Consider the following 22,346-nt stretch of genomic DNA (forward strand, 5'->3'; position numbering starts at 1 on the left):
TTTTTTTCGCCTACTGCGCCTACTGCGTACAACGGTGCTGCGGTGTCACGGTGTTGCGGTGTTGCGGTAAATCTTCAGAAATTGCCCTGGACCCAGCTTCTGATGCGATCGATCAACGGGCTCTTGGCCTCATCGTTGTTGTTGTAGCTATCGCGACTGCTGCTGATCCCCGAGAAGGAAATGCCATCGGACTGCTTTTGCAGGCCATACATCAGCAAACCAACGCCGGTGGAATAAATCGGGTTGCGCACTACGTCGTCCAGGCCTCTGACGCCATGCGGTACGCCCAGGCGTACCGGCATGTGGAAAATCTCTTCGGCCAGCTCGACCGCGCCTTCCATCTTCGAAGTACCGCCGGTCAGCACGATGCCGGCCGGGATCAGGTCTTCGTAGCCGCTGCGACGCAGCTCGGCCTGGATCAGCGTGAACAGCTCGTCGTAACGCGGCTCGACCACTTCGGCCAGGGCCTGACGGGACAGCTCGCGCGGCGGGCGATCACCGACGCTTGGGACCTTGATGGTTTCACCGGCGCCGGCCAGTTTGGCCAGGGCGCAGGCGTAGCGGATCTTGATTTCTTCGGCGTACTGGGTCGGTGTGCGCAACGCCATGGCGATGTCGTTGGTCACCTGATCACCGGCAATCGGGATCACCGCGGTGTGGCGAATTGCGCCTTCGGTGAAGATCGCGATGTCGGTGGTACCGCCACCGATGTCCACCAGGCACACGCCCAGCTCTTTCTCGTCATCGGTCAGTACCGAGTACGCCGAAGCCAGTTGTTCGAGAATGATGTCGTCGATTTCCAGGCCGCAACGACGCACGCATTTTTCAATGTTCTGTGCAGCGTTCACCGCGCAGGTGACCACGTGAACCTTGGCTTCCAGACGTACGCCGGACATGCCCAAAGGCTCACGCACGCCTTCCTGGTTATCGATCACGTAATCCTGCGGCAGCGTGTGCAATACGCGCTGATCCGCCGGAATGGCCACGGCCTGGGCCGCATCGAGCACGCGCTCAAGGTCGGCCGAGCTGACTTCGCGATCACGAATCGCCACGATGCCGTGGGAGTTCAGGCTGCGAATGTGATTGCCCGCCACACCGACGAACGCCGAGTGAATCCGGCAGCCAGCCATCAGTTGCGCTTCTTCGATCGCACGCTGAATGGACTGCACGGTGGATTCGATATTCACCACCACGCCCTTCTTCAGGCCGCGGGAGGGGTGAGTACCGATCCCGACGATTTCCAGTTGGCCATCGGCCGCGACCTCGCCTACCAGCGCCACCACCTTGGAGGTGCCGATATCCAGACCGACGATCATTTTGCCGCTTTGCACGTTTGCCATGGTCCTGCCTCTTCTCAATTCTTCGCGACAGCGCGTTGGGCCGTCGTGGGCGCTACAGGTTCCCGCCAGCCAACGGCCAGGCCGTTGGCATAACGCAGGTCGATGCGCGCAATGTTCGTAATCTGTTCTTTAAGCGTCTTGTCGTAGATGGCAATGAAGCGGCGCATCTTTTCCACCAGGTGATCGCGTCCCAGCAACAGCTCGATCCCAGGGCCCGCGCTACCCGCGCCAGTGGTCAGAAACCAGCTGCCGCGTTCACGCAATTCCAGCCGGGCAATCGAGAAGCCCAATGGCCGTAACATCTGGCTCAACACCTGATACTGCTGCATCACTTGCTGCTGGGCCCGTTGTGGGCCGAACAGCTGTGGCAAATGTTCGTAGTTGGCCAATTCACGCGGCGTAAACGCCTGCCCCTGGTTGTTCAGCAGCGCTTCGTCGCCCCAGCGGGCCACCGGCAGTTGCTCTTCCAGGCGAATCACCACCTGGTCAGGCCAGACGCGACGCACTTCGGCGTGGGCAATCCATGGCATCTGTTCCAGTTCGGTACGCATGCTCGCCAGGTCGATGGTGAAGAAGCTCGCCGCCACGTACGGGGCGATCCGCTGCTGCACTGCTTGCTGGCTGATGTAACTCAAATCGCCCTGCACGTTGATCTTGGTGATCGGCCGATCGGCGTACGGCAGCAAGCGCTGTGCACCTTCGTAAGTACCGAACCCCAACGCGACCAACAGCACGGGCCAGAACAAGGCTTTGAGAAAACCAAAATTGGCTTTCGGCAGGCGCACCGACATCGGCTCTTTGGCCACCATTCGGCTGGCACCCCGCGGCACCGGCTTGCGGCCGGGTGCGGATGGCTGATGACGTAGCTGGGCGCCTTGCATGGTCTTAACCTCGCGGCTCTACGTTACTGGCAGCGTGACCGGCAACACTGGCCGCCAGGATCGCCAGCACCAACTGCTGGAAATCCAGACCGGCGGCGCGTGCGGCCATCGGGACCAGACTGTGATCGGTCATGCCCGGTGCAGTATTGACTTCCAGGAACCAGAACTGCCCATCGGCGTCCTGCATCACGTCAGCCCTTCCCCAACCGGCGATACCCAGCGCCTCACAGGCTTTTGCCGTGAGGTCCATGAGTTCTTGTTCTTTAGCGCTATCGAGGCCACACGGGATCCGGTACTGGGTATCGGAAGCCAGGTACTTGGCGTCGTAGTCATAGAAAGTGTGAGGCGTGCCCAAAGCGATCGGTGGCAATACCTGATCACGCAGGGTCGCAATGGTGAACTCCGGACCTTGAATCCATTGCTCGACCAACACTTGCGAATCGTAGGTACTGGCCGCTTTCCAGGCTTCGATCAATTCAGCTGCCGAAGTCACTTTGGCCATACCGATACTTGAACCTTCATGCGCCGGTTTGACGATCAAAGGGAAGCCCAGTTCCGTCGCCGCCAAAATACAGTCGGCTTCGCTGGTCAGTACCGCGTGACGTGGCGTCGGAATGCCGAGGCTGTGCCAGACCTGTTTGGTCCGCAGCTTGTCCATGGCCAGTGCCGAAGCAAGGATGCCGCTGCCGGTGTACGGAATCCCTGCGCATTCGAGCAAACCCTGCATGCTGCCGTCTTCACCGCCACGACCGTGGAGAATGATGAAGGCGCGGTCGATTTTTTCGTTCAGCAGGCGTTGCAGGAAATCGTCGCCGACGTCGATGCCGAACGCATCCACGCCAGCGGACAGCAGCGCTTCAAGCACCGCGTTACCGGATTTCAGCGAAACCTCACGCTCGGCGCTTTTGCCACCGAACAGCACGGCCACGCGGCCGAAGTCTTTCGGGGCGATTGTCGAGAACAGGTTGGCGTAGGCAGCAGTCATTTCAACTTTCCTTCGTTAGGAGCGACAACGGCACCCGCGAACAACGGACTATTCAACAGTTTCGGTGCAAGACCACCGATATCACCGGCGCCCTGGCACAGCAGGATGTCGCCGGCACGCAGCAGCGGCTTGACCACAGGCGCGAGGTCGACACCGCGTTCGATGTAGATCGGGTCGAGCTGACCGCGCTGGCGGATGCTGTTGCACAGCTTGCGGCTGTCAGCCCCCGGAATCGGCTCTTCGCCGGCCGGGTAGACTTCCATCAGCAGCAGCACGTTGGCGTCGGCCAGTACATTGACGAAATCGTCGTACAGGTCGCGGGTGCGGCTGTAGCGGTGCGGCTGGTAAACCATCACCAGGCGGCGCTCTGGCCAGCCACCGCGCACAGCTTTGATCACCGCTGCTACTTCGGTCGGGTGGTGACCGTAGTCGTCGACCAGCATCACGTTGCCGCCTTCGACCGGCAGCTCGCCGTAGACCTGGAAGCGTCGGCCAACACCCTGGAAGCCCGACAGCCCCTGAACGATGGCTTCATCGCTGACGCCCTCGTCGGTCGCAATGCAGATAGTCGCCAGCGAGTTCAGTACGTTGTGATTGCCCGGCATGTTCACCGATACATCCAATGGTTCGCGATCAGGGCGCAGCACGGTGAAGAAGGTCTGCATGCCTTGCTGGCGAACATTGATGGCGCGTACGTCGGCATCTTCGCTGAAGCCGTAGGTCATGGTCGGACGTTTGACCAGCGGCAGGATTTCACGCACCACCGGGTCGTCCAGGCACATCACCGCCAAACCGTAGAACGGCAGGTTGTGGAGGAACTCGACGAAGGTTTTCTTCAGTTTGTTGAAGTCACCGTCGTAGGTCGCCATGTGGTCGGCGTCGATGTTGGTGACCACGGCCACCAGCGGCTGCAGGTGCAGGAAACTGGCGTCGCTTTCGTCGGCTTCGGCGATCAGGTAACGGCTGGTGCCCAGTTGGGCATTGGTGCCTGCTGCATTCAGGCGGCCACCGATCACGAAGGTCGGGTCCAGGCCACCGGCCGCGAACACCGAAGCGATCAGGCTGGTGGTGGTGGTTTTGCCGTGAGTACCGGCGACGGCGATGCCGTGGCGGTAGCGCATCAGCTCGGCGAGCATTTCGGCACGCGGCACCACGGGGATACGACGTTCAAGGGCCGTCGCGACTTCCGGGTTAGAGGTGTTCACAGCGCTCGACACCACCAATACATCGGCGCTCGCGCTGTTCTCGGCGCGGTGGCCGATGAAGATCTGTGCGCCGAACGATTCGAGACGCTCGGTCACCGGCGAAGCTTTCAGGTCGGAACCGGACACTTGATAGCCCAGGTTCAGCAACACTTCGGCAATCCCGCACATGCCCACGCCGCCGATTCCGACGAAGTGGATGCGACGGATACGGCGCATTTCCGGCTGCGGCATGGCTTTCTGATTCTCAACCATGAACCACCTCCAGGCAGATATCGACTACGTTGCGGGTTGCATCAGGTTTGGCCAGGCGACGAGCGGCGCCAGCCATGTCGTTGAGTCGTTGCGGTTGCATCAAGACCTCTGTCAGGCGTGCAGCGAGATCCGCTGCGCCAGTCGTTCTTTGCGGCATCAGGAAGGCAGCGCCTTCACGAGCCAAATATTCGGCATTGCGGGTCTGGTGATCGTCGATCGCGTGGGGCAAAGGCACCAGCATCGAAGGCAGACCGGCAGCAGCCAGCTCACTGACAGTCAGCGCGCCAGCGCGACAGACCACCAGGTCGGCCCAGCCATAGGCTTGGGCCATGTCTTTGATGAAAGGCTGCACTTGCGCCTCGACACCGGCAGTGCGATAGCGCTCGGCAGTCACTTCATCGTGGTTTTTGCCGGCCTGATGAAACACTTCCGGGCGCAGTTCAGCAGGAACCAGCGACAGGGCTTCAGGCAGCAATTTGTTCAACGGTTCTGCCCCCAGGCTTCCGCCCAGGATCAGCAAACGCGCTTTGCGTCCGGCCAGGGCTGGACGCGCTGTATCGAGGAACAACTCGGTGCGCACCGGGTTACCGGTAGTGCGCCGGCTGCCACTGGCAGCAAAGGTGTCCGGGAAAGCTTCGCAGACTCGCGCGGCCAACGGCACCAGCAACCGATTGGCGGTACCGGCGACAGCGTTCTGTTCATGAACGATCACGGGTACACCGGCCAATCTGGCCGCTACGCCACCAGGGCCGGTGACATATCCGCCAAAGCCCAGTACGCAGACCGGCTTCAGTTGGCGAATGATCGCGCGTGCCTGCCAGATCGCCTTGAGCAATACAAAAGGTGCCTTGAGCAGCGACAGCTTGCTCTTGCCACGCAGGCCGCTGACGTTGATCAGGTGCAGCGGCAGGCCGGCATTCGGGACCAGTTCGTTTTCGATCCCGCGTGGCGTCCCGAGCCAGTGCACGGTATAGCCGCGCGCCTGAAACTCGCGAGCGCAGGCCAGCGCCGGGAACACGTGGCCACCGGTGCCGCCCGCCATGATCAGCACGTTAGCGCCCATGGGTCGGCTCCTCGGCGAAGTCACTCTCGCTGAACTCCATCTCTTCGCTGCCCAAGTGGGTTCGACTCTCCCATTCGATGCGCAACAACAAGCCAAGACAGGCGCAGCAGATCACCAACGAACTGCCGCCGTAACTGAGGAACGGCAAGGTCAGGCCCTTGGTCGGCAGCAGGCCGACGTTCACCCCGATGTTGATCAGGAACTGACCAATCCACAGGAACGACAAGCCGTAGGCGACATAGGCGGCAAAGAATTGCTTGGCCTTTTCTGCCCACAACCCGATGTACATGCCGCGTATGCACACGAAGACGAACAGCGCGACGGTGGCCAGGGAGCCGACCACGCCCAGCTCTTCGGCGAGGACCGAGAACACGAAGTCGGTGTGCGCTTCCGGCAGGTAGAACTGTTTCTGCACGCTGTTGCCCAGGCCAACGCCCAGCCACTCACCGCGACCGAAGGCGATCAGTGCCTGGGTCAACTGGTAGCCGGAACCGAACTGGTCGGCCCAAGGATCGGTGAAGGTGGTCAGACGTGCCATTCGATACGGCTGCATCTTGATCAGCAGCACCACCGCCACCACCGCCAGTATCACCATCAAGGTGAAGCGGAACAGCCCGACGCCGCCCAAAAACAGCATCGCCGCCGCGGCCCCCATCATTACGACGGTGGCACCGAAGTCCGGCTCCATCAGCAGCAGGCCGGCCATTGGCAGCAGCACGATGAATGGCTTGAAGAAGCCCATCCAGCTTTCGCGCACTTCCTTCTGCCGACGCACCAGATAACCGGCGAGGTAGATCACCACAAAGACCTTGGCAATCTCGGAAGGCTGGACGTTGAAGAAACTGAAACCGATCCAGCGCATCGAACCGTTCACCTCACGGCCGATCCCCGGGACGATCACCATCACCAGCAAACCGAACGCACCGATCAGCATCAGCCAGCCCAGGCGTTGCCAGGTGGCAATCGGGATCATCATGGTGACGATGCAGGCACCCAGGCCGAGCACGATGTAAATCAGGTGACGAATCATGTAGTACAGGGCACTACCCGACTGCACTGCCGCCACTTCGGTCGATGCCGATGCAATCATGATCAGCCCCAGCCCCAGCAACGCCATGCAACCGGCGAGCATCGGGAAGTCGAGGTCGATACCGCGCCCGGTGATAATCGGCGACGGGTACGGCTTGATGATGTTTCTCAAGCTCATGCCAAGTCCTCCACGGCCCGGGCGAACAGGTGCCCACGCTCTTCGTAGTTCTTGAACATGTCGAAACTGGCGCACGCCGGCGACAGTAGCACCGCATCGCCTGGCTGGGCGATGGCGCGGCATTGCTCGACCGCTTCGATCAGCGAATTGACGCGAATCAGTGGCACGGCATCGCCGATGGCCTGGCCAATCAACTCGGCGTCACGCCCCATCAACACCACGGCGCGGCAGTTGGCCGCGACCGGATCGCGCAGATCCTTGAACTCGGCACCTTTGCCGTCGCCACCGGCGATCAGCACCAGCTTGCCTTGTATATCTGCGCCCAAGCCTTCGATAGCAGCCAAAGCGGCGCCAACGTTGGTGGCTTTTGAATCGTTGTAGTAGCTCACGCCGTTCAGCTCGCGGACCCACTGGCAGCGATGCTCAAGCCCGGCGAAAGTCCGCAGGCTCGAAAGCATGGCATCGAACGGCAGGCCAACGGCGTGCCCCAGGGCCAAAGCCGCAAGGGCGTTGGACTGGTTATGCGCGCCGCGAATTTTCAACTCGCGCACCGGCATCAGGTTCTGGAATTCAAAGGCCAGATACTTCTCGCCATTTTCCTCGCGCAGACCAAAGGCCTTGAAATCCGGCTTGTTCAGACCGAAGGTCCAGCACGGCAGGCCCTCGCCCATCAACGGACGGCTCAACGCGTCCTGACGATTGACCACCACTTGCTTCGCGCCACGGAAGATCCGGTGCTTGGCCAGGTGATACGCCGGCAGACCGCTGTAACGGTCCATATGGTCTTCGCTGATGTTCAGCACGGTGGCCACTTCGGCGCCCAGCTGATCGGTGGTCTCCAGCTGGAAGCTAGAGAGTTCCATCACGTACAGCTCGACGTCGTCGCTCAGCAGATCGAGTGCCGGAGTACCGAGGTTACCGCCCACCGCCACGCGCTTGCCGGCCGCTGCCGCCATTTCACCGACCAGCGTGGTCACGGTGCTTTTTGCGTTGGAACCGGTAATGGCAACAATCGGCGCCTTCGCATTACGTGCGAACAATTCGATATCACCCGACAGCTTCACGCCACGGGCAGCCGCCGCCTGCAGGGCCGGAGTCGCCAAGGCCAGGCCCGGGCTCACGTAGAGCTCGTCGGCACGGCAGAGGAATTCGACATCCAGCTCGCCACAACGCACTTCCACCTGCGGGTAGTCACGACGCAGCGTGGCCAGCTCCGGTGGATTTTCCCGCGTATCGGCGACAGCGAACGACACTCCCCGGTTCGCCAGGAAGCGAACCAGGGACATGCCGCTCTTGCCGAGGCCGACAACGATGCGGAAGTGGTCAGAAGCGATCAGAGACACTTGTTCTACCTCAGCTTCAGGGTGGCAAGGCCGACCAGTACGAGAATCACGGTGATGATCCAGAAACGGACGATCACGCGTGGCTCGGGCCAGCCTTTGAGTTCAAAGTGGTGGTGAATCGGTGCCATGCGGAACACACGGCGACCGGTCAGCTTGAAAGAGGCAACCTGAATGACCACCGACAGGGTTTCCATCACGAACACGCCGCCCATGATGAACAGGACGATTTCCTGGCGGACAATCACTGCGATGGTGCCCAACGCTGCGCCCAGCGCCAGTGCGCCGACGTCGCCCATGAAGACTTGAGCCGGGTACGTGTTGAACCAGAGGAAACCCAGGCCGGCGCCGATCAGCGCGCCGCAGAACACGATCAGCTCACCTGCGCCCGGTACATAAGGGATCAGCAGGTATTCGGCGAACTTCACGTTACCCGACAGGTAGCAGAAGATCCCCAGCGCGCCGCCGACCATCACGGTTGGCATGATCGCCAGGCCGTCGAGGCCGTCAGTCAGGTTGACCGCGTTGCTGGAGCCGACAATCACGAAGTAGGTCAGGACCACGAAGCCAATGCCGAGCGCGATGCTGGCGTCTTTGAACATCGGCACGATCAAGGTCGTTTCAACCGCGCTGGGTGCAGTCATATAAAGGAAGATCGCCGCGCCCAGGCCGAACACCGACTGCCAGAAGTATTTCCAGCGGCTCGGCAAGCCACGAGAGTTCTTCTCGATGACTTTGCGGTAATCGTCGACCCAGCCCACGGCACCAAACAGCAGCGTGACCAGCAACACGACCCACACGTAGCGGTTGTGCAGGTCTGCCCAAAGCAAGGTGCTGACGCCGATGGCGGTCAGAATCAGTGCGCCGCCCATGGTCGGAGTGCCCGACTTGGACAAGTGCGATTGCGGGCCGTCATTACGGACAGACTGGCCAATCTGGCGGTTCTGCAACGTGCGGATCATCCATGGACCCAGGCACAGCGACAACGACAACGCGGTCAGCACACCGAGAATCCCGCGCAGGGTCAGGTACTGAAAGACCGCGAAGCCTTTGTAGAACTGTTGCAGATACTCCGCTAACAACAGCAGCATTAATGGTTCTCCCCGCTCGAACCGCACAAAGCCGCAACGACGTTTTCCATCGCAGCGCTTCGCGAGCCCTTGATCAAAATAGTGGTGTTTGTATCGTGTTCGGCGCCCAGCGCCGCGATCAGATCAGCCTGATTGGCAAAGTGACGAGCCTGTTCACCGAAGGCTGCGACGGCATGCGCCATCATCGGGCCAACGGCATAAAGCGCGGAAACCTTGCCGCTGGCATACGCGCCTACGTCACGGTGCCCCTGCTCCGCCCACTCGCCCAACTCGCCAATATCTCCGAGCACCAGAATGGTGCGGCCGGAAAAGCCGGCGAGTATATCAACGGCGGCGCACATTGAGGTGGGGTTCGCGTTGTAAGAGTCATCAATTACGCGCATGCCATTGGTCGCCAGTTGCGCCACGGCACGGCCCTTGACCGGTTGCACCGCATTCAACCCCGTGGCGATACCGAACAGCGACACACCCAGGGCATGCGCGGCAGCCGCGGCGGCCAAGGCATTGGCAACGTTGTGGCTGCCAAGCAGGTTCAGTTGAACCTGTTCGACGCCTTGCGGACTGTGCAGCGTGAAGGACGGGCAACCGCGGGCGTCTCGAGCCAGATCAGTGGCATGGAAATCGGCACGGCTGTCGTTCAGGGCAAAGCTCAGCACCTGACGACCCGCGGCACGCTTCTTCCAGATATCAAACGCCTTGTCGTCGAGGTTCAGAACGGCGACGCCATTGGCGTCCAGCCCTTCGAGAATCTCGCCCTTGGCTTCAACGATTTTTTCCGGGCCGCCGAATTCGCCGACGTGGGCGGTCCCGGCGTTGTTGATCACGGCTACATGCGGCTTGGTCATACCGACGGTGTAGGCAATCTCGCCGATCCGCGAAGCACCCAGTTCGATGACAGCCGCGGTGTGCTCCGCAGTCAGTTCGAGCAAGGTCAGCGGAACGCCGAGGTCATTGTTCAGGTTGCCACGGGTCGCCAGTACCGGACCGCGCGTGCGCAGGATGCTCGCGAGCATTTCCTTGACCGTGGTCTTGCCGCTGGAGCCGGTAATCGCCGCGACCGGGTTCGAATACGCAGCACGATTCAGCGCGCCGAGTTCGCCAAGGGCCTGACGAGTATCCGTGACCAGCAGCTGAGGCAACGTGGAGTTCGTCACTTCACGCTCGACCAGGGCCGCGACCGCGCCTTTGGCAGCCACGTCATTCAGGTAGTCATGACCGTCGAAACGCGGCCCAGCCAGGGCGACAAACAACTGGCCCGGCTTGATCGCCCGGCTGTCGATGCTGACGCCTTCGAAGCTGCTGTCGGCTGTCAGCAGACGGCCGGCCAATGGGCCCGCGACTTCGCTCAATTTCAAGGCTTTAAGCATGGGCCACCTCCCACGCGGTCAAGGCACGGTCGGCCTCCACCAGATCGGAGAAGTCATGGCGCACGCCGTTGATTTCCTGGTAGTCCTCGTGACCTTTACCGGCCAGCACAATCACGTCATCGGCGCTGGCACTGGCGATCAACTGGGCAATCGCCTGGCCACGGCCGGCGACGAATCGAACGTTATCCACCGCCGTGAAACCGGCGCGGATGTCGTCGAAAATCTGTGCAGGGTCTTCGCTGCGCGGGTTGTCATCGGTGACCAGCACGCCGTCGGCCAGACGCTCGACCACTTCGGCCATCAGCGGACGCTTGCCGCGGTCGCGATCACCGCCGCAACCGAACAGGCAAAGCAATTTGCCCTTGGCGTGTGGACGCAGGGCCATCAGGACTTTTTCCAACGCATCCGGGGTATGGGCGTAGTCGACCACCACCAGCGGCTGAGTACCGCCGCCCAGACGCTGCATGCGACCGGCCGGACCTTCGAGTTGTGGCAGTACGTGGAGGATTTCATCCAGCGCGTAATCCAGACCGAGCAAGGCACCGACAGCGGCCAGTACGTTGCTCAGGTTGAAACGGCCGAGCAAGGCACTGCGCAAATGGTGTTCGCCCTGCGGCGTCACCAGTGTGGCGCGCACGCCTTCATCGTCGAACTGTGCTTCACGGCAATAGAGGTAGGCGCCGGCGTCTTCGAGACTGTAAGTGATCAGTCGCGACTCACCCTTTTCAGCCGCGAGTTGCCGACCGAACGCGTCGTCCAGGTTGATCACCCGGCACTTCAGATCATTCCAGGCAAACAGCTTGGCCTTGGCCTCGCCATAGGCTTGCATGGTCCCGTGATAATCCAGGTGATCGCGCGACAGGTTGGTCATCACCGCCACATCGAACGCCAGTGCCGTCACGCGTCCTTGATCCAGGCCGTGGGAGGACACTTCCATGGCCACAGCTTTGGCGCCGGCCTTTTTCAGGTCGGCCAGGGTTGCCTGTACTGCAATCGGGTTTGGCGTGGTGTGCAGGCCGCTTTCCAGTGCGCCGTAGAAACCGGTGCCCAGGGTGCCAACAATGCCGCAGTGCTGCCCCAACAGGTCCAGCGCTTGCGCGACCAGTTGGGTCACGCTGGTCTTGCCGTTGGTGCCGGTCACGCCAATCAGGTTCAGGTTACGGCTCGGGTCGCCATAAAAACGCCCGGCAATATCCGACAACTGCGCGGCCAGACCCTTGACCGGAATCAGCGGCACATCGGTAATCGGCAGAACAGTCGCACCTTCGACTTCGTAGGCGACTGCGGCGGCGCCACGTTGCAAGGCATCGGCAATGTGCGCACGACCGTCAAATTTAGCGCCTGGGACGGCCAGGAACAGGTCGCCCGCTCGGACATTACGGCTGTCCAGAGTTAGTTCGCGAATCAACAGATCACGGTCAGCGTGGGCGAAAATCTTGTTCAGGCTAAGCGACATCAGCCACGCCCTCCATTGGCTTTAACAGGGGTAACCGGGGCCGCGTTGGCTTGCTGGGTGGGCGGCAGGTTGTCCGGCGTGATATTCATCAGACGCAGGGTCCCGGACATCACTTTGCTGAACACCGGCGCCGAAACCAGACCACCGAAGTAACCGGCCTTGCTCGGTTCATCAATGACCACGACGATCGCGTAGCGCGGGTCGCTCATGGGACCAAAACCTGCGAACAGCGAGCGGTAGGAGTTCTCGGCGTAGCCTTTGGTGCCCACCGATGTCTTACGTGCAGTACCGGACTTGCCAGCGACGTGATAGGCCGGCACTTGCGCACGGAATACACCGCGCGGCGCTTCGATCACCTGCTGCAACATGCCCTGCATGGTTTTCGCCACGGCTTCCGGAATCACTTGGGTGGTTTGCGCGGCCTTGTCGGTCTTGATCAGGGTCAGCGGTGCGATACGGCCGTTGTTGGCCAGCGCCGAGAAGGCGTGGACCAGCTGAATGGCGGTCACCGAAATGCCGTAGCCGTACGACAGCGTGGCCGTCTCGGCCTTGCGCCATTCGCGGTAGTTCGGCAGGTTGCCTACGCGCTCGCCCGGGAACCCCAGGCCGGTGTCCTGCCCGAGGCCGACTTTCTGCGCAAGACGGAAAATCGTTTCGCCGCCGATATCGAAGGCGACCTTACTCATGCCGACGTTACTGGAATTGATCAGAATGCCGGTCAGGTCAAGCACCGGGCCTTCAGTCTTGGATACGTCCTTGATGGTGTATTTACCAATCTGCAAGCTGCCCGGGTACACCTCGACGGTGTCGCTCGGTTTCCAGCGGCCGGTTTCGATCGCGGCGCTCATGGAGATCGCTTTCATGGTCGAACCCGGTTCGAACACGTCGATCATCGCGCGGTTACGCATCATCGCCGGTTGCAGGTTGCGACGGTTGTTCGGGTTGTAGGTCGGCTGGTTGACCATGGCGAGGATCTCGCCGGTCTTGACGTCCATGATCACCAGGCTGCCAGCCTTGGCGCCGTTCTCGATGATCGCGTTGCGTAGCTCGCGGTTCGCCAGGTATTGCAGACGCAGGTCAATCGACAACGCCAAGGGCTTGCCGGCCTTGGCGTTTTTGGTCACTTGAACGTCTTTGATCAGCCTGCCGCGCCGGTCCTTGATGACCTGACGCTTGCCAGCGACACCGGCCAGCCATTCGTCGTACGCCAATTCCACGCCTTCACGCCCGTGGTCATCGATGTCGGTAAAGCCGACCATGTGCGCGGTGACTTCACCAGCAGGGTAGAAACGCCGGAACTCTTCGATGCCGTAAACGCCCGGCACTTTCAGATCGAGCGCAACCTGGCCCTGCTCGGGGGTCAACCCGCGCACCAGATAGATGAATTCTTTATTCGCCTGAGCTTCGAGTCGCTCGGCCAGGACTTTAGGGTCTTGCCCCAGCACCATCGCCAGTGCCGGCCACTTTTCCTTGGCCAGCTGCATTTCCTTGGGGTTGGCCCACAGGGTGGTGACCGGGGTACTCACGGCCAATGGCTCGCCGTTACGGTCGGTGATCAAACCACGGTGAGCCGGGATCGGGATGTGTCGAACACTGCGCGCATCGCCCTGACCAATCAGGAAGTCACGGTCGATCACCTGCAGGTCGACAATGCGCCACGCGATGGCGACCACCATGACACCCAGCAAGCCAAGCACCACGCGAAACCGCCACGGAAAGAGTGCCCCTTCGAGTTTCATCATGGCGCCACCATCCGTACTTCAGCGGCGCCGGGAATGCGCATCTTCAGTTGTTCAGTGGCCAATACTTCGATACGGCTGTGAGCGGTCCAGGTGCTCTGCTCAAGAATCAACCGACCCCACTCCGCCTGCGCCTTGTCGCGCACACTCAACTCGTTGTACAGCGAGTTCAGCAGTTGACGGTTCCAGTGAGCGCTATAGGAAACCCCGATCGCGGAGACCAATACGGCAATAAATAGCAGCAGCATGAAAAAGCTTCCGCCTGGAAGTGGCTTGGCGAAGAGCTTGCTCACCGAAGTTTCTCCGCGACACGCATGACGGCGCTACGGGAACGAGGGTTGGCTTTGAGTTCGGCTTCGCCAGCGAACTGCGGTTTGCCATGAATCTTGATTTTCGGCACAAAGGCTTCGAAACGTACCGGCAGGTTGCGCGGCAGGTTGTCGGTTTCGCCCTTGACCAGTTTGCGCATGAACTGTTTGACGATGCGGTCTTCCAGCGAGTGGAAGCTGATCACCACCAGGCGACCACCCACTTCGAGAGCTTCAAGCGCGGCTTCGAGGCCGGTCTCAAGATCGCCCAACTCGTTGTTGACGTGAATTCGCAGGCCCTGGAACGCGCGGGTAGCCGGGTTCTTGCCCTTCTCCCAGGCAGGGTTGGCGACTTTCAGGACTTCAGCCAGATCGCCAGTGCGTTCGAAGGGCTTGATATCGCGGCGCTCGGCCACGGCACGGGCCATGCGACCGGAGAAGCGCTCTTCGCCGTATTCCTTGAACACGCGGGCAATTTCTTCGACAGGTGCGGTGTTGACGAACTCTGCCGCACTGATCCCGCGAGACGGATCCATGCGCATGTCCAGCGGGCCGTCATTGAGGAAGCTGAAGCCACGCTCCGGGTCGTCGAGCTGTGGCGAAGACACGCCCAGGTCGAGCAGAACGCCGCTGACCTTGCCGGCCAGACCGCGTTCGGCAACTTCCGAACCGAGCTCGGCAAAGCTGCGCTGCACAACGACAAAGCGGCCGTCTTCGGCCGCTAGCGTTTGCCCGGTGGCAATCGCCTGAGGATCTTTGTCGAACCCCAGCAACCGACCATCGGGACCAAGCTGGCTGAGAATCAGGCGGCTATGCCCGCCGCGCCCGAACGTGCCATCCAGATAGCAGCCATCAGGGCGTACGGCGAGAGCCTCAACGGCTTCGTCAAGCAGTACGGTGATGTGGTTAAAGCCGCTATCAATAGTCACAGGATCAAATCACGCAGTTCATCAGGCATAGCGCCCGGTTGTTGAATAGCAGCCAGGTCAGCAGCAGAAACCGCATCCCAGGCATCCTCGTCCCACAATTGGAACTTGTTCAGTTGGCCTACCAGCATCGCGCGCTTATCCAATTTGGCGTATTCGCGCAGACGCGGCGGAACCAGAAAACGACCACTGCCATCGAGCTCGAGGTCGACGGCATTACCAATCAGCAAACGTTGCAAACGACGGTTCTCTTCGCGAAGCGAAGGCAGTGCGCGCAGTTTGGTTTCAATCAGCTCCCACTCATCGAGCGGGTAAACACATAAACAAGGATCAACGGCATCAATTGTGACAATTAACTGCCCGGAACTTCGCGAAACGAGCTCGTCACGATACCGGCTCGGCATGGCGAGACGGCCTTTTGCATCGAGACTGATAGCGTTAGCTCCGCGAAACACGTCAGCGTTTCTCCAAATTTTAGCGTTTTACGCTTAAAAAACCCACTTCATGCCACTTTCCGCCACTTGCGCACACTATAGGAATGCGCCCACCACACCGTCAAGGCGCGGATTGAAGGAAAACCCTTACAGATCGGAGATTTAGCGCTGTAAAAGAAGGGGTTACGAGTATTTGGCGGATGATTTTGCTCAATAACTTGAAGCAGCACTGAAGGCTACGTTCAGAAGTTAAAGTGATTTGTTAAGAGTAAGATTTTTTCGGTATTACAAAAGCGCTTCTGCTATTGATTCAAGCAGGGAGGGAATTGGCCACTACCCGGGTGATGCGACTAGCGGCTCAAGCGCTGGCTAATCGGTATTACGAAGCCCTTCTGCCACTGATTCAAGCAGGGAGGCTAACCACTACTGTACGGAGCCTCTGCCAGGGGTTCAGCAGATGGCCAATCAGTATTACCACGTCCTTCCGCCAAAGATTCAAGCCGAAGGAACAAAAAGGTGGAGAGTCGATCTATAAGCCGGGTTCTGTCTTGAACAGTCATTCGTCTACGATGGCCATCACTGGACATCTTTAGCAACCTACCCGGTCCCAGCGCGGGCCACGCCTTGGGACCCTATTTGGTCTTGCTCCAAGTGGGGTTTACCTAGCCACGAACTGTTGCCAGTCGTGCGGTGCGCTCTTACCGCACCTTTTCACCCTTACCGGCACCGAAGTGCTTAGGCGGTTATTTTCTGTGGCACTTTCCGTAGGCTCACGCCTCCCAGGCATTACCTGGCACTTCGCCCTATGGAGCCCGGACTTTCCTCCCCCCCCTAATTTTCATAGAGGGCAGCGACTGTCCAATCGACTCTCCGCCGCAAAGGTTAACGGCAGAGCGCCCGAAGAACAAGCGATAAAAGCCTTTTGCCGCTCTACAACCCGCGTTTTTACTCGCCTTTCTGTTTATCCAGGGCCACCTGGTAGAGAACGTTCTTGCGCTCACCGGTAATTTGCGCCGCCAACGCCGCAGCACGCTTGAGTGGCATTTCCTCGAGCAGCAGATTGAGAATACGCATCGCCTCGCTACTCACCGCCTCCTCACTCTCTGGCGCCGACCAACCGGACACCAACACCACACACTCGCCGCGCTGCTGATTGCTATCGTTCTCGACAAATGCCCGCAACTCGGCCAACGGCAGCCCCTTGAGGGTTTCGAAGGTTTTGGTCAGCTCGCGAGCGAGCAGCGCCGGACGCTCCGGACCGAATACCAGCTCCATGTCCTGCAAGCACTCGAGAATCCGGTGTGGCGCTTCGTAAAAGATCAACGTACGCGGCTCTTCCTTTATGGACTCCAGACGCGCACGTCGCCCCACCGCCTTGGCCGGCAAAAAGCCTTCGAAGATGAACCGGTCGGATGGCAACCCCGCCGCAGACAACGCCGCAATCAGCGCGCACGCACCGGGAACCGGTACTACATTGATACCTGCCGCCCGCGCCTGACGCACCAGGTGATAACCCGGATCAGAGATCAGCGGCGTTCCCGCATCGGAGATCAGCGCGACATTGTCACCCGCCAGCAAGCGCGTGATGAAGCGACTGCCTTCATCGCGCTCATTGTGCTCATGACACGCCGCCAGCGGCGTGGCGATCCCGAAATGTTGCAGCAACCGCAAGGAGTGACGAGTGTCTTCAGCCGCGATCAACGCCACGTCACGCAAGATTTTCAGCGCCCGCGCACTGATGTCATCCAGGTTGCCGATGGGCGTCGCCACCACAAAAAGCGAGCCAGCAACGGAATTCAAAGCACCTGGAGCAGTCAAAGCGCACACCTCATGATCGGTAAAACCGGCATTGTAGCGCGTAGAAGTGCCTTGAATACGCGCAGCGATCATCTTGCTCCACGCCCTTTTGTTGATCGTCGTAACATTTACACGACCTAAATTGAAGGTTTCACGCCAGTAACATCGCGCCCCGGCCAGCGCTTGGGTACAATTCCACGCTAATTTGATCGAGTATCAGGAACATTACATGATCGCTTGCCTGCGGCTGTTCTCTGCCCTCTGCCTCGCTGCTCTGTTGGCGGCTTGCGCCAGCTCGCCCTCCTCCAGCCTTGGCGAACTTCCACGGACTGCGGATGCCAGTATCGAGCAATTGCTCGAACAGGCCGCCACCAGCAAAACGCCGGAGAAGGCCGCCCTGTTGCGCCTGAGCGCGGCAGACCTGGCCTACCGCCAGGGTAATGCCGGCCAGTCGGCACAAATCCTTCAGCAGGTCCCGATGGACCAGTTGAAACCCGGCCAACAGGTATACGCCAGCACCCTGGCCGCCGAACTGGCGATGACTCGCAACCAGCCCAAGGCAGCACTGACCGCCTTGAGCCATCCGAGCCAGCAACACCTGAGCGAGATGCCGGTCGAGCAGCAAGTACGCACCGGCACCGTCCATGCGCGCGCCCTTGAAGCCGACGGCCAGACCCTGGCCGCCGCCCGCGAACGCATCTTTATCGCCCCACTGCTCAAGGATGACGCGGCCAGCAAAAACCACGAGGCCATCTGGGCACTCATTTCGTCCTTGCCGACCGATCAACTGCAACCCATCACCACCGACGACCTCGGCGGCTGGATGAGCCTGGCCGTGGCGGTGAAAAACGCCGCTACGCTGGAACAGCAGCAGGCCGCCATCGACAACTGGCGCGCCCAGCACCCGAAACACCCTGCCGCACTGGTGCTGCCACTGCCTTTGACCAAACTCAAGGAATTGGCCAGCCAACCGATCAGCAAGATCGGCCTGCTGCTGCCGCAAGACGGTCCGCTGGCGTCGGTCGCCAAGGCGCTGCGCGAAGGGTTCATGGCCGCTCACTACCAGGCTCAACAAGCCGGGCAGAAGCCGCCTGCCATCGAGTTCTATGACAGCTCGCACCTGACCTCGCTGGACGACTTCTATCGCAAGGCACAAGCCGACGGCGTGCAACTGGTCATCGGCCCGCTGGAAAAACCGCTGGTCAAACAACTCAGCGCTCGCCCGCAACTGCCGATCACCACGCTGGCGCTGAACTACAGCGAAGGCGAGCAAGGACCAACCCAACTGTTCCAGTTCGGCCTGGCTGCCGAAGACGAAGCCCGCGAAGTTTCCCGCCGGGCACGCGCCGACGGCCTGCACCGCGCCGCCGCACTCGTACCGAAAGGCGAATGGGGCGATCGCGTGCTCAAAGCCTTCCGCCAGGACTGGGAAGCCAACGGCGGTACCGTCGTGGGCATTGAACGCGTTGATCAGCCAGTGGCCCTGGCCCAGCAAATCGCCGACCTGTTCCAACTGCGTCAGAGCGAAGGCCGCGCCAAGAGCCTGCAAAGCACCGTAGGCTCGCAAGTGGCTGCACAGCCTTCGCGCCGCCAGGACATCGAGTTCATTTTCCTCGCCTCGACACCGCAGCAAGCCCAGCAGATCAAACCAACGCTGAACTTCCAATACGCAGGTGACGTACCGGTTTACGCCACATCCCACGTATTCAGCGCCAGCGGCGACCAGAACCAGTACAACGACATGAACGGCGTTCGCTTCTGCGAAACCCCATGGCTGCTGGACGCCAACGACCCGCTGCGCAGACAAGTGACCGCTCAATGGCCACAAGCTGCGGGCAGCCTGGGCCGCCTCTACGCAATGGGCGTCGACGCCTATCGCCTGGCGCCGCGCCTGGGCCAACTCAAGGCACTGCCAGACAGCTCCATCGAAGGTCAGTCGGGCACCCTGAGCATGACCTCGTCGCAACGCATTCAACGTCAGCTGCCGTGGGCACAGTTCATCAACGGCCAGGTTCAACGCCTGCCTGATACGCCACGCTAATGCCCGACAGGTCACGCCAACAAAGTGGTCGAGATGCTGAAAGCCAGGCGCTCAAGCATCTCCAGCAACAAGGTCTGCGCCTCCTGGCGCAGAACTGGTTGTGTAACCGCGGCGAGCTTGATCTGGTCATGCTTGACGGCGATACAGTAGTATTCGTCGAAGTCCGCTACAGACAAAACACCCAATGGGGTGGCGCGCTCGGCAGCATCGATGCGCGCAAGCGTCAGAAATTGATACTCGCCGCGCAGTATTTTCTGCAGCGCGAGTCGCGCTGGGCCAACTCCCCCTGCCGTTTCGACGTAGTTGCCATAGACGGCAGCGCGGCTCATTTGAACTGGCTAAGGAACGCCTTTGACAGCTGACTGCTCAAAGGCAAGGCCGATCTTCACTCAACACTTTTGCTCTTTGCTTTGCGGGCTGCACATTGCTGTGCCACCAAGCCGCGCTACTTAAGGTCACACAGATGGACATGCAATCGCGAATTCGCCAGCTTTTTCAGGCCAGTATCGATACCAAGCAACAGGCGATGGACGTACTTGCACCGCACATCGAGCAAGCCAGCCAAGTGATGGTCAACGCCCTGCTCAACGAAGGCAAAATGCTCTCGTGCGGCAACGGCGGTTCAGCCGGTGACGCACAACACTTCTCCTCCGAACTGCTCAACCGCTTCGAGCGCGAACGCCCGAGCTTGCCGGCGATTGCGCTGACGACCGACAGTTCGACGATCACCTCGATCGCCAACGACTACAGTTACAACGAAATCTTCTCCAAACAGATCCGCGCGCTCGGCCAACCCGGCGACGTGCTGCTGGCAATTTCCACCAGCGGCAACTCGGCAAACATTATTCAAGCGATCCAGGCCGCACATGATCGCGAAATGATTGTCGTAGCATTGACCGGACGCGATGGCGGCGGCATGGCATCGCTGTTATTGCCCGAAGACGTCGAAATACGCGTGCCGGCCAATGTCACTGCACGTATTCAGGAAGTCCACCTGCTGGCGATCCACTGTCTTTGCGACTTGATCGACAGCCAACTGTTCGGGAGTGAAGAATGACCCTTAATCGCCTTGGCCTTCTGGCCTTGACTCTAAGCCTGGGCATCAGCGGTTGCAGCTCGGTACTCACCGCGACCCGCGAAACCCCCATTGAAGACGATCGCGGCACTCGCACCTTCGGCAGCAAGATCGACGATTCCCTGATCGAAACCAAGGTCGACGTGAACGTGGCCAAGGCCAGCCCGGGCCTGGCCCAAGGCTCGCGCATCATCGTCACCAGCTTCAACGGTGTGGTGCTGCTCGCCGGGCAAACACCAAGCCCCGACCTCAAGGAACTGGCCGGTCAAGCCGCCGCTGCGGTTCAGCGGGTAAAAACCGTGCACAACGAACTGCAAGTGATGCAGCCTTCGTCGATACTGGCCCGCAATAACGATGCCTGGCTGACCACCAAGATCAAAACCCAGATGCTCGCCGACGCCAGCATCCCGGGCTCGCGCATCAAGGTTGTGACCGAGAACGGTATCGTCTACTTGCTGGGTCTGCTGACCAAACAGGAAGCCGACCTGGCCACCAACCTGGTGCAGGGCGTTTCTGGCGTACAGAAGATTGTGAAGCTGTTCGAGTACATCGACTGATACCTGCCGCGCCCCTGCAGGAGCACGGCTTGCCGGCGATGGCGTCCTTGAGGCCGCCATCGCGAGCAAGCTTTGCTCCTACAGACCTACAGAAGAGCAGGCACAAAAAAGGCGACCCTTACGGGTCGCCTTTTTTATTACTTCACTACCTTCAAGCTTGGCCTGCCGCTGGGACGCGGTGGCTCGCTGTCGGGTGGTGGAAGATCATCATCCGGCTCGATCTCTTCCTCGTCTTCCATAGGCGATTCCAGATCGAAGACCATGCCCTGACCGTTCTCCCGGGCGTAAATGCCGAGGATCGCAGCGATAGGCACGTACAGCGTATGCGGCACGCCACCGAAGCGCCCTTCAAAGCTGACCGCATCATTATCCATGTGCAGATGGCGCACCGCCGCAGGCGATACGTTCAGGACAATTTGTCCGTCGCTGGCAAAGCCTTGCGGCACCTGCACCGACGGATACTCGGAATTGACCAGCAGGTGCGGGGTGCAATCGTTGTCCACAATCCACTCATAGAGCGCGCGGACCAAATAAGGTCGACTGGAGTTCATAGCGGCTCCTTAAGCCTCAGCGCATATCGCGTTCGACACCAGACAGACTCGCCTGGAAAGCCTCACGCGCAAACTGGCGCTCCATGTAATCAAGCAGCGGCTTGGCAGGCCGCGGCAGTTCAATACCCAGAATCGGTAAGCGCCAGAGTATTGGCAGTAGGCAACAATCCACCAGACTTTGTTCCTCACTTAAGAAAAACGGCTTGTCGGCGAACAGCGGCGAAACGCCAGTCAGGCTCTCACGCAATTCCTTGCGAGCCTGCACACGTGCCGGCTCCTTGGTCCGCGAATCCAGAATCAGATCCACCAGAACACACCAGTCACGTTGAATACGGTGAATCAGCAGACGACTGTTGGCACGCGCCACCGGATAAACCGGCAGCAACGGTGGATGCGGGTAACGCTCATCCAGATATTCCATCACCACGGTCGACTCCCACAACGCCAGGTCACGATCAACCAGGGTGGGCAAGCTGCCGTAAGGGTTCACTTCGATCAGCTTTGGCGGCTGACGGCCCGCCTCCACACTGATGATCTCGGCGCTGACACCCTTCTCTGCCAGTACGATACGCACTCGGTGGGAATAGTGGTCGGCGGGGTCGGAGTAACAGGCCAACCGATTGGTCACGCCCATGGCGGTCCTCCTCGCTTGTAAAAATTATCGGGAGCGGAAAAACGCGCGCGCCCAGAGGGCGTCTCCCGTAACGTCTGGATGACCAGACTCGTTACAC

General features: G+C 60.3%; 21 protein-coding genes and 1 other RNA gene. 4 read left to right on the top strand and 18 right to left on the bottom strand.

The annotated features are described in order from the left end of the window. Positions 1-74 precede the first annotated feature (74 nt). The 16 genes from ftsA to rsmI all read right to left on the bottom strand — a co-directional run bounded on the left by ftsA (position 75) and on the right by rsmI (position 17,412). Positions 75-1,340: a cell division protein FtsA gene (ftsA, locus tag KRR23_RS02635; protein WP_216741218.1), complete on the bottom strand. Its 1,266-nt coding sequence runs from the start codon at positions 1,338-1,340 to the stop codon at positions 75-77. A 14-nt stretch (positions 1,341-1,354) separates the two neighbouring features. Beyond that, complete coding sequence (locus KRR23_RS02640; RefSeq protein ID WP_054595718.1) at positions 1,355-2,221, bottom strand: cell division protein FtsQ/DivIB; 867 nt, start codon at positions 2,219-2,221, stop codon at positions 1,355-1,357. A 4-nt stretch (positions 2,222-2,225) separates the two neighbouring features. Then, complete coding sequence (locus tag KRR23_RS02645; RefSeq protein ID WP_216741219.1) at positions 2,226-3,206, bottom strand: D-alanine--D-alanine ligase; 981 nt, start codon at positions 3,204-3,206, stop codon at positions 2,226-2,228. Then, on the bottom strand, positions 3,203-4,663 hold the full coding sequence (gene murC / locus KRR23_RS02650; protein WP_216741220.1) for a UDP-N-acetylmuramate--L-alanine ligase: 1,461 nt from the start codon (positions 4,661-4,663) through the stop codon (positions 3,203-3,205). The genes KRR23_RS02645 and murC overlap by 4 nt, the downstream gene beginning before the upstream one ends. Continuing rightward, entirely contained in the window at positions 4,656-5,726 is a 1,071-nt protein-coding gene (gene murG, locus KRR23_RS02655) for an undecaprenyldiphospho-muramoylpentapeptide beta-N-acetylglucosaminyltransferase (RefSeq protein WP_216741221.1), read from the bottom strand. The genes murC and murG overlap by 8 nt, the downstream gene beginning before the upstream one ends. Beyond that, on the bottom strand, positions 5,716-6,927 hold the full coding sequence (gene ftsW / locus KRR23_RS02660; RefSeq protein ID WP_216741348.1) for a putative lipid II flippase FtsW: 1,212 nt from the start codon (positions 6,925-6,927) through the stop codon (positions 5,716-5,718). Before ftsW ends, murG begins: the two co-directional genes overlap by 11 nt. A 2-nt stretch (positions 6,928-6,929) precedes the next feature. Continuing rightward, complete coding sequence (gene murD, locus KRR23_RS02665) at positions 6,930-8,276, bottom strand: UDP-N-acetylmuramoyl-L-alanine--D-glutamate ligase (RefSeq protein WP_216741222.1); 1,347 nt, start codon at positions 8,274-8,276, stop codon at positions 6,930-6,932. 5 nt (positions 8,277-8,281) lie between these two features. Next, complete coding sequence (gene mraY, locus KRR23_RS02670) at positions 8,282-9,364, bottom strand: phospho-N-acetylmuramoyl-pentapeptide-transferase (protein WP_054595712.1); 1,083 nt, start codon at positions 9,362-9,364, stop codon at positions 8,282-8,284. Beyond that, complete coding sequence (murF, locus tag KRR23_RS02675) at positions 9,364-10,731, bottom strand: UDP-N-acetylmuramoyl-tripeptide--D-alanyl-D-alanine ligase (RefSeq protein ID WP_216741223.1); 1,368 nt, start codon at positions 10,729-10,731, stop codon at positions 9,364-9,366. Before murF ends, mraY begins: the two co-directional genes overlap by 1 nt. Next, on the bottom strand, positions 10,724-12,187 hold the full coding sequence (locus KRR23_RS02680; protein ID WP_216741224.1) for a UDP-N-acetylmuramoyl-L-alanyl-D-glutamate--2,6-diaminopimelate ligase: 1,464 nt from the start codon (positions 12,185-12,187) through the stop codon (positions 10,724-10,726). Before KRR23_RS02680 ends, murF begins: the two co-directional genes overlap by 8 nt. Next, entirely contained in the window at positions 12,187-13,926 is a 1,740-nt protein-coding gene (locus KRR23_RS02685; RefSeq protein WP_216741349.1) for a penicillin-binding protein 2, read from the bottom strand. Before KRR23_RS02685 ends, KRR23_RS02680 begins: the two co-directional genes overlap by 1 nt. Continuing rightward, on the bottom strand, positions 13,926-14,219 hold the full coding sequence (gene ftsL / locus KRR23_RS02690) for a cell division protein FtsL (protein WP_054595708.1): 294 nt from the start codon (positions 14,217-14,219) through the stop codon (positions 13,926-13,928). Before ftsL ends, KRR23_RS02685 begins: the two co-directional genes overlap by 1 nt. Next, complete coding sequence (gene rsmH, locus KRR23_RS02695) at positions 14,216-15,157, bottom strand: 16S rRNA (cytosine(1402)-N(4))-methyltransferase RsmH (protein WP_102667287.1); 942 nt, start codon at positions 15,155-15,157, stop codon at positions 14,216-14,218. The genes ftsL and rsmH overlap by 4 nt, the downstream gene beginning before the upstream one ends. A gap of 2 nt (positions 15,158-15,159) precedes the next feature. Continuing rightward, positions 15,160-15,615 carry a division/cell wall cluster transcriptional repressor MraZ gene (gene mraZ, locus KRR23_RS02700; RefSeq protein WP_019693566.1) on the bottom strand — a complete coding sequence of 152 codons (456 nt, stop codon included), beginning with the start codon at positions 15,613-15,615 and terminating at the stop codon, positions 15,160-15,162. Between the two features lie 495 nt (positions 15,616-16,110). Then, positions 16,111-16,464: RNase P RNA component class A (gene rnpB, locus KRR23_RS02705), an RNA gene on the bottom strand. Positions 16,465-16,539: 75 nt separating this feature from the next. Further along, complete coding sequence (gene rsmI, locus KRR23_RS02710; protein ID WP_216741350.1) at positions 16,540-17,412, bottom strand: 16S rRNA (cytidine(1402)-2'-O)-methyltransferase; 873 nt, start codon at positions 17,410-17,412, stop codon at positions 16,540-16,542. A 208-nt stretch (positions 17,413-17,620) separates the two neighbouring features. Between rsmI and KRR23_RS02715 the strand changes: the two genes are divergently transcribed. The 4 genes from KRR23_RS02715 (at position 17,621) to KRR23_RS02730 (ending at position 21,064) form a co-directional block, all read left to right on the top strand. After that, entirely contained in the window at positions 17,621-19,432 is a 1,812-nt protein-coding gene (locus KRR23_RS02715) for a penicillin-binding protein activator (protein ID WP_216741225.1), read from the top strand. Then, complete coding sequence (locus tag KRR23_RS02720) at positions 19,432-19,794, top strand: YraN family protein (RefSeq protein WP_216741226.1); 363 nt, start codon at positions 19,432-19,434, stop codon at positions 19,792-19,794. Before KRR23_RS02715 ends, KRR23_RS02720 begins: the two co-directional genes overlap by 1 nt. A 101-nt stretch (positions 19,795-19,895) precedes the next feature. Then, a complete protein-coding gene (locus tag KRR23_RS02725; protein WP_007904374.1) occupies positions 19,896-20,489 on the top strand; it encodes a phosphoheptose isomerase in 594 nt (197 codons plus the stop codon). Then, complete coding sequence (locus tag KRR23_RS02730; RefSeq protein ID WP_216741227.1) at positions 20,486-21,064, top strand: BON domain-containing protein; 579 nt, start codon at positions 20,486-20,488, stop codon at positions 21,062-21,064. Before KRR23_RS02725 ends, KRR23_RS02730 begins: the two co-directional genes overlap by 4 nt. A gap of 137 nt (positions 21,065-21,201) precedes the next feature. Here KRR23_RS02730 and KRR23_RS02735 read toward each other — a convergent pair whose 3' ends face one another. Further along, on the bottom strand, positions 21,202-21,615 hold the full coding sequence (locus tag KRR23_RS02735; RefSeq protein ID WP_054595704.1) for a ClpXP protease specificity-enhancing factor: 414 nt from the start codon (positions 21,613-21,615) through the stop codon (positions 21,202-21,204). A 16-nt stretch (positions 21,616-21,631) separates the two neighbouring features. Beyond that, positions 21,632-22,249: a glutathione S-transferase N-terminal domain-containing protein gene (locus tag KRR23_RS02740; protein WP_019693572.1), complete on the bottom strand. Its 618-nt coding sequence runs from the start codon at positions 22,247-22,249 to the stop codon at positions 21,632-21,634. Positions 22,250-22,346 lie beyond the last annotated feature (97 nt).

This window comes from Pseudomonas sp. CVAP#3, assembly GCF_018986375.1.
Taxonomy (GTDB): domain Bacteria; phylum Pseudomonadota; class Gammaproteobacteria; order Pseudomonadales; family Pseudomonadaceae; genus Aquipseudomonas; species Aquipseudomonas helvetica.

What these genes read in the sequence shown, in the direction of transcription:
- ftsA (WP_216741218.1), bottom strand. Translation starts at nt 1,340, where the DNA reads ATGGCAAACGTGCAAAGCGGCAAAATGATCGTCGGTCTGGATATCGGC.
- KRR23_RS02640 (WP_054595718.1), bottom strand. Translation starts at nt 2,221, where the DNA reads ATGCAAGGCGCCCAGCTACGTCATCAGCCATCCGCACCCGGCCGCAAG.
- KRR23_RS02645 (WP_216741219.1), bottom strand. Translation starts at nt 3,206, where the DNA reads ATGACTGCTGCCTACGCCAACCTGTTCTCGACAATCGCCCCGAAAGAC.
- murC (WP_216741220.1), bottom strand. Translation starts at nt 4,663, where the DNA reads ATGGTTGAGAATCAGAAAGCCATGCCGCAGCCGGAAATGCGCCGTATC.
- murG (WP_216741221.1), bottom strand. Translation starts at nt 5,726, where the DNA reads ATGGGCGCTAACGTGCTGATCATGGCGGGCGGCACCGGTGGCCACGTG.
- mraY (WP_054595712.1), bottom strand. Translation starts at nt 9,364, where the DNA reads ATGCTGCTGTTGTTAGCGGAGTATCTGCAACAGTTCTACAAAGGCTTC.
- murF (WP_216741223.1), bottom strand. Translation starts at nt 10,731, where the DNA reads ATGCTTAAAGCCTTGAAATTGAGCGAAGTCGCGGGCCCATTGGCCGGC.
- KRR23_RS02680 (WP_216741224.1), bottom strand. Translation starts at nt 12,187, where the DNA reads ATGTCGCTTAGCCTGAACAAGATTTTCGCCCACGCTGACCGTGATCTG.
- KRR23_RS02685 (WP_216741349.1), bottom strand. Translation starts at nt 13,926, where the DNA reads ATGAAACTCGAAGGGGCACTCTTTCCGTGGCGGTTTCGCGTGGTGCTT.
- KRR23_RS02715 (WP_216741225.1), top strand. Translation starts at nt 17,621, where the DNA reads ATGATCGCTTGCCTGCGGCTGTTCTCTGCCCTCTGCCTCGCTGCTCTG.
- KRR23_RS02720 (WP_216741226.1), top strand. Translation starts at nt 19,432, where the DNA reads ATGCCCGACAGGTCACGCCAACAAAGTGGTCGAGATGCTGAAAGCCAG.
- KRR23_RS02725 (WP_007904374.1), top strand. Translation starts at nt 19,896, where the DNA reads ATGGACATGCAATCGCGAATTCGCCAGCTTTTTCAGGCCAGTATCGAT.
- KRR23_RS02730 (WP_216741227.1), top strand. Translation starts at nt 20,486, where the DNA reads ATGACCCTTAATCGCCTTGGCCTTCTGGCCTTGACTCTAAGCCTGGGC.
- KRR23_RS02735 (WP_054595704.1), bottom strand. Translation starts at nt 21,615, where the DNA reads ATGAACTCCAGTCGACCTTATTTGGTCCGCGCGCTCTATGAGTGGATT.
- KRR23_RS02740 (WP_019693572.1), bottom strand. Translation starts at nt 22,249, where the DNA reads ATGGGCGTGACCAATCGGTTGGCCTGTTACTCCGACCCCGCCGACCAC.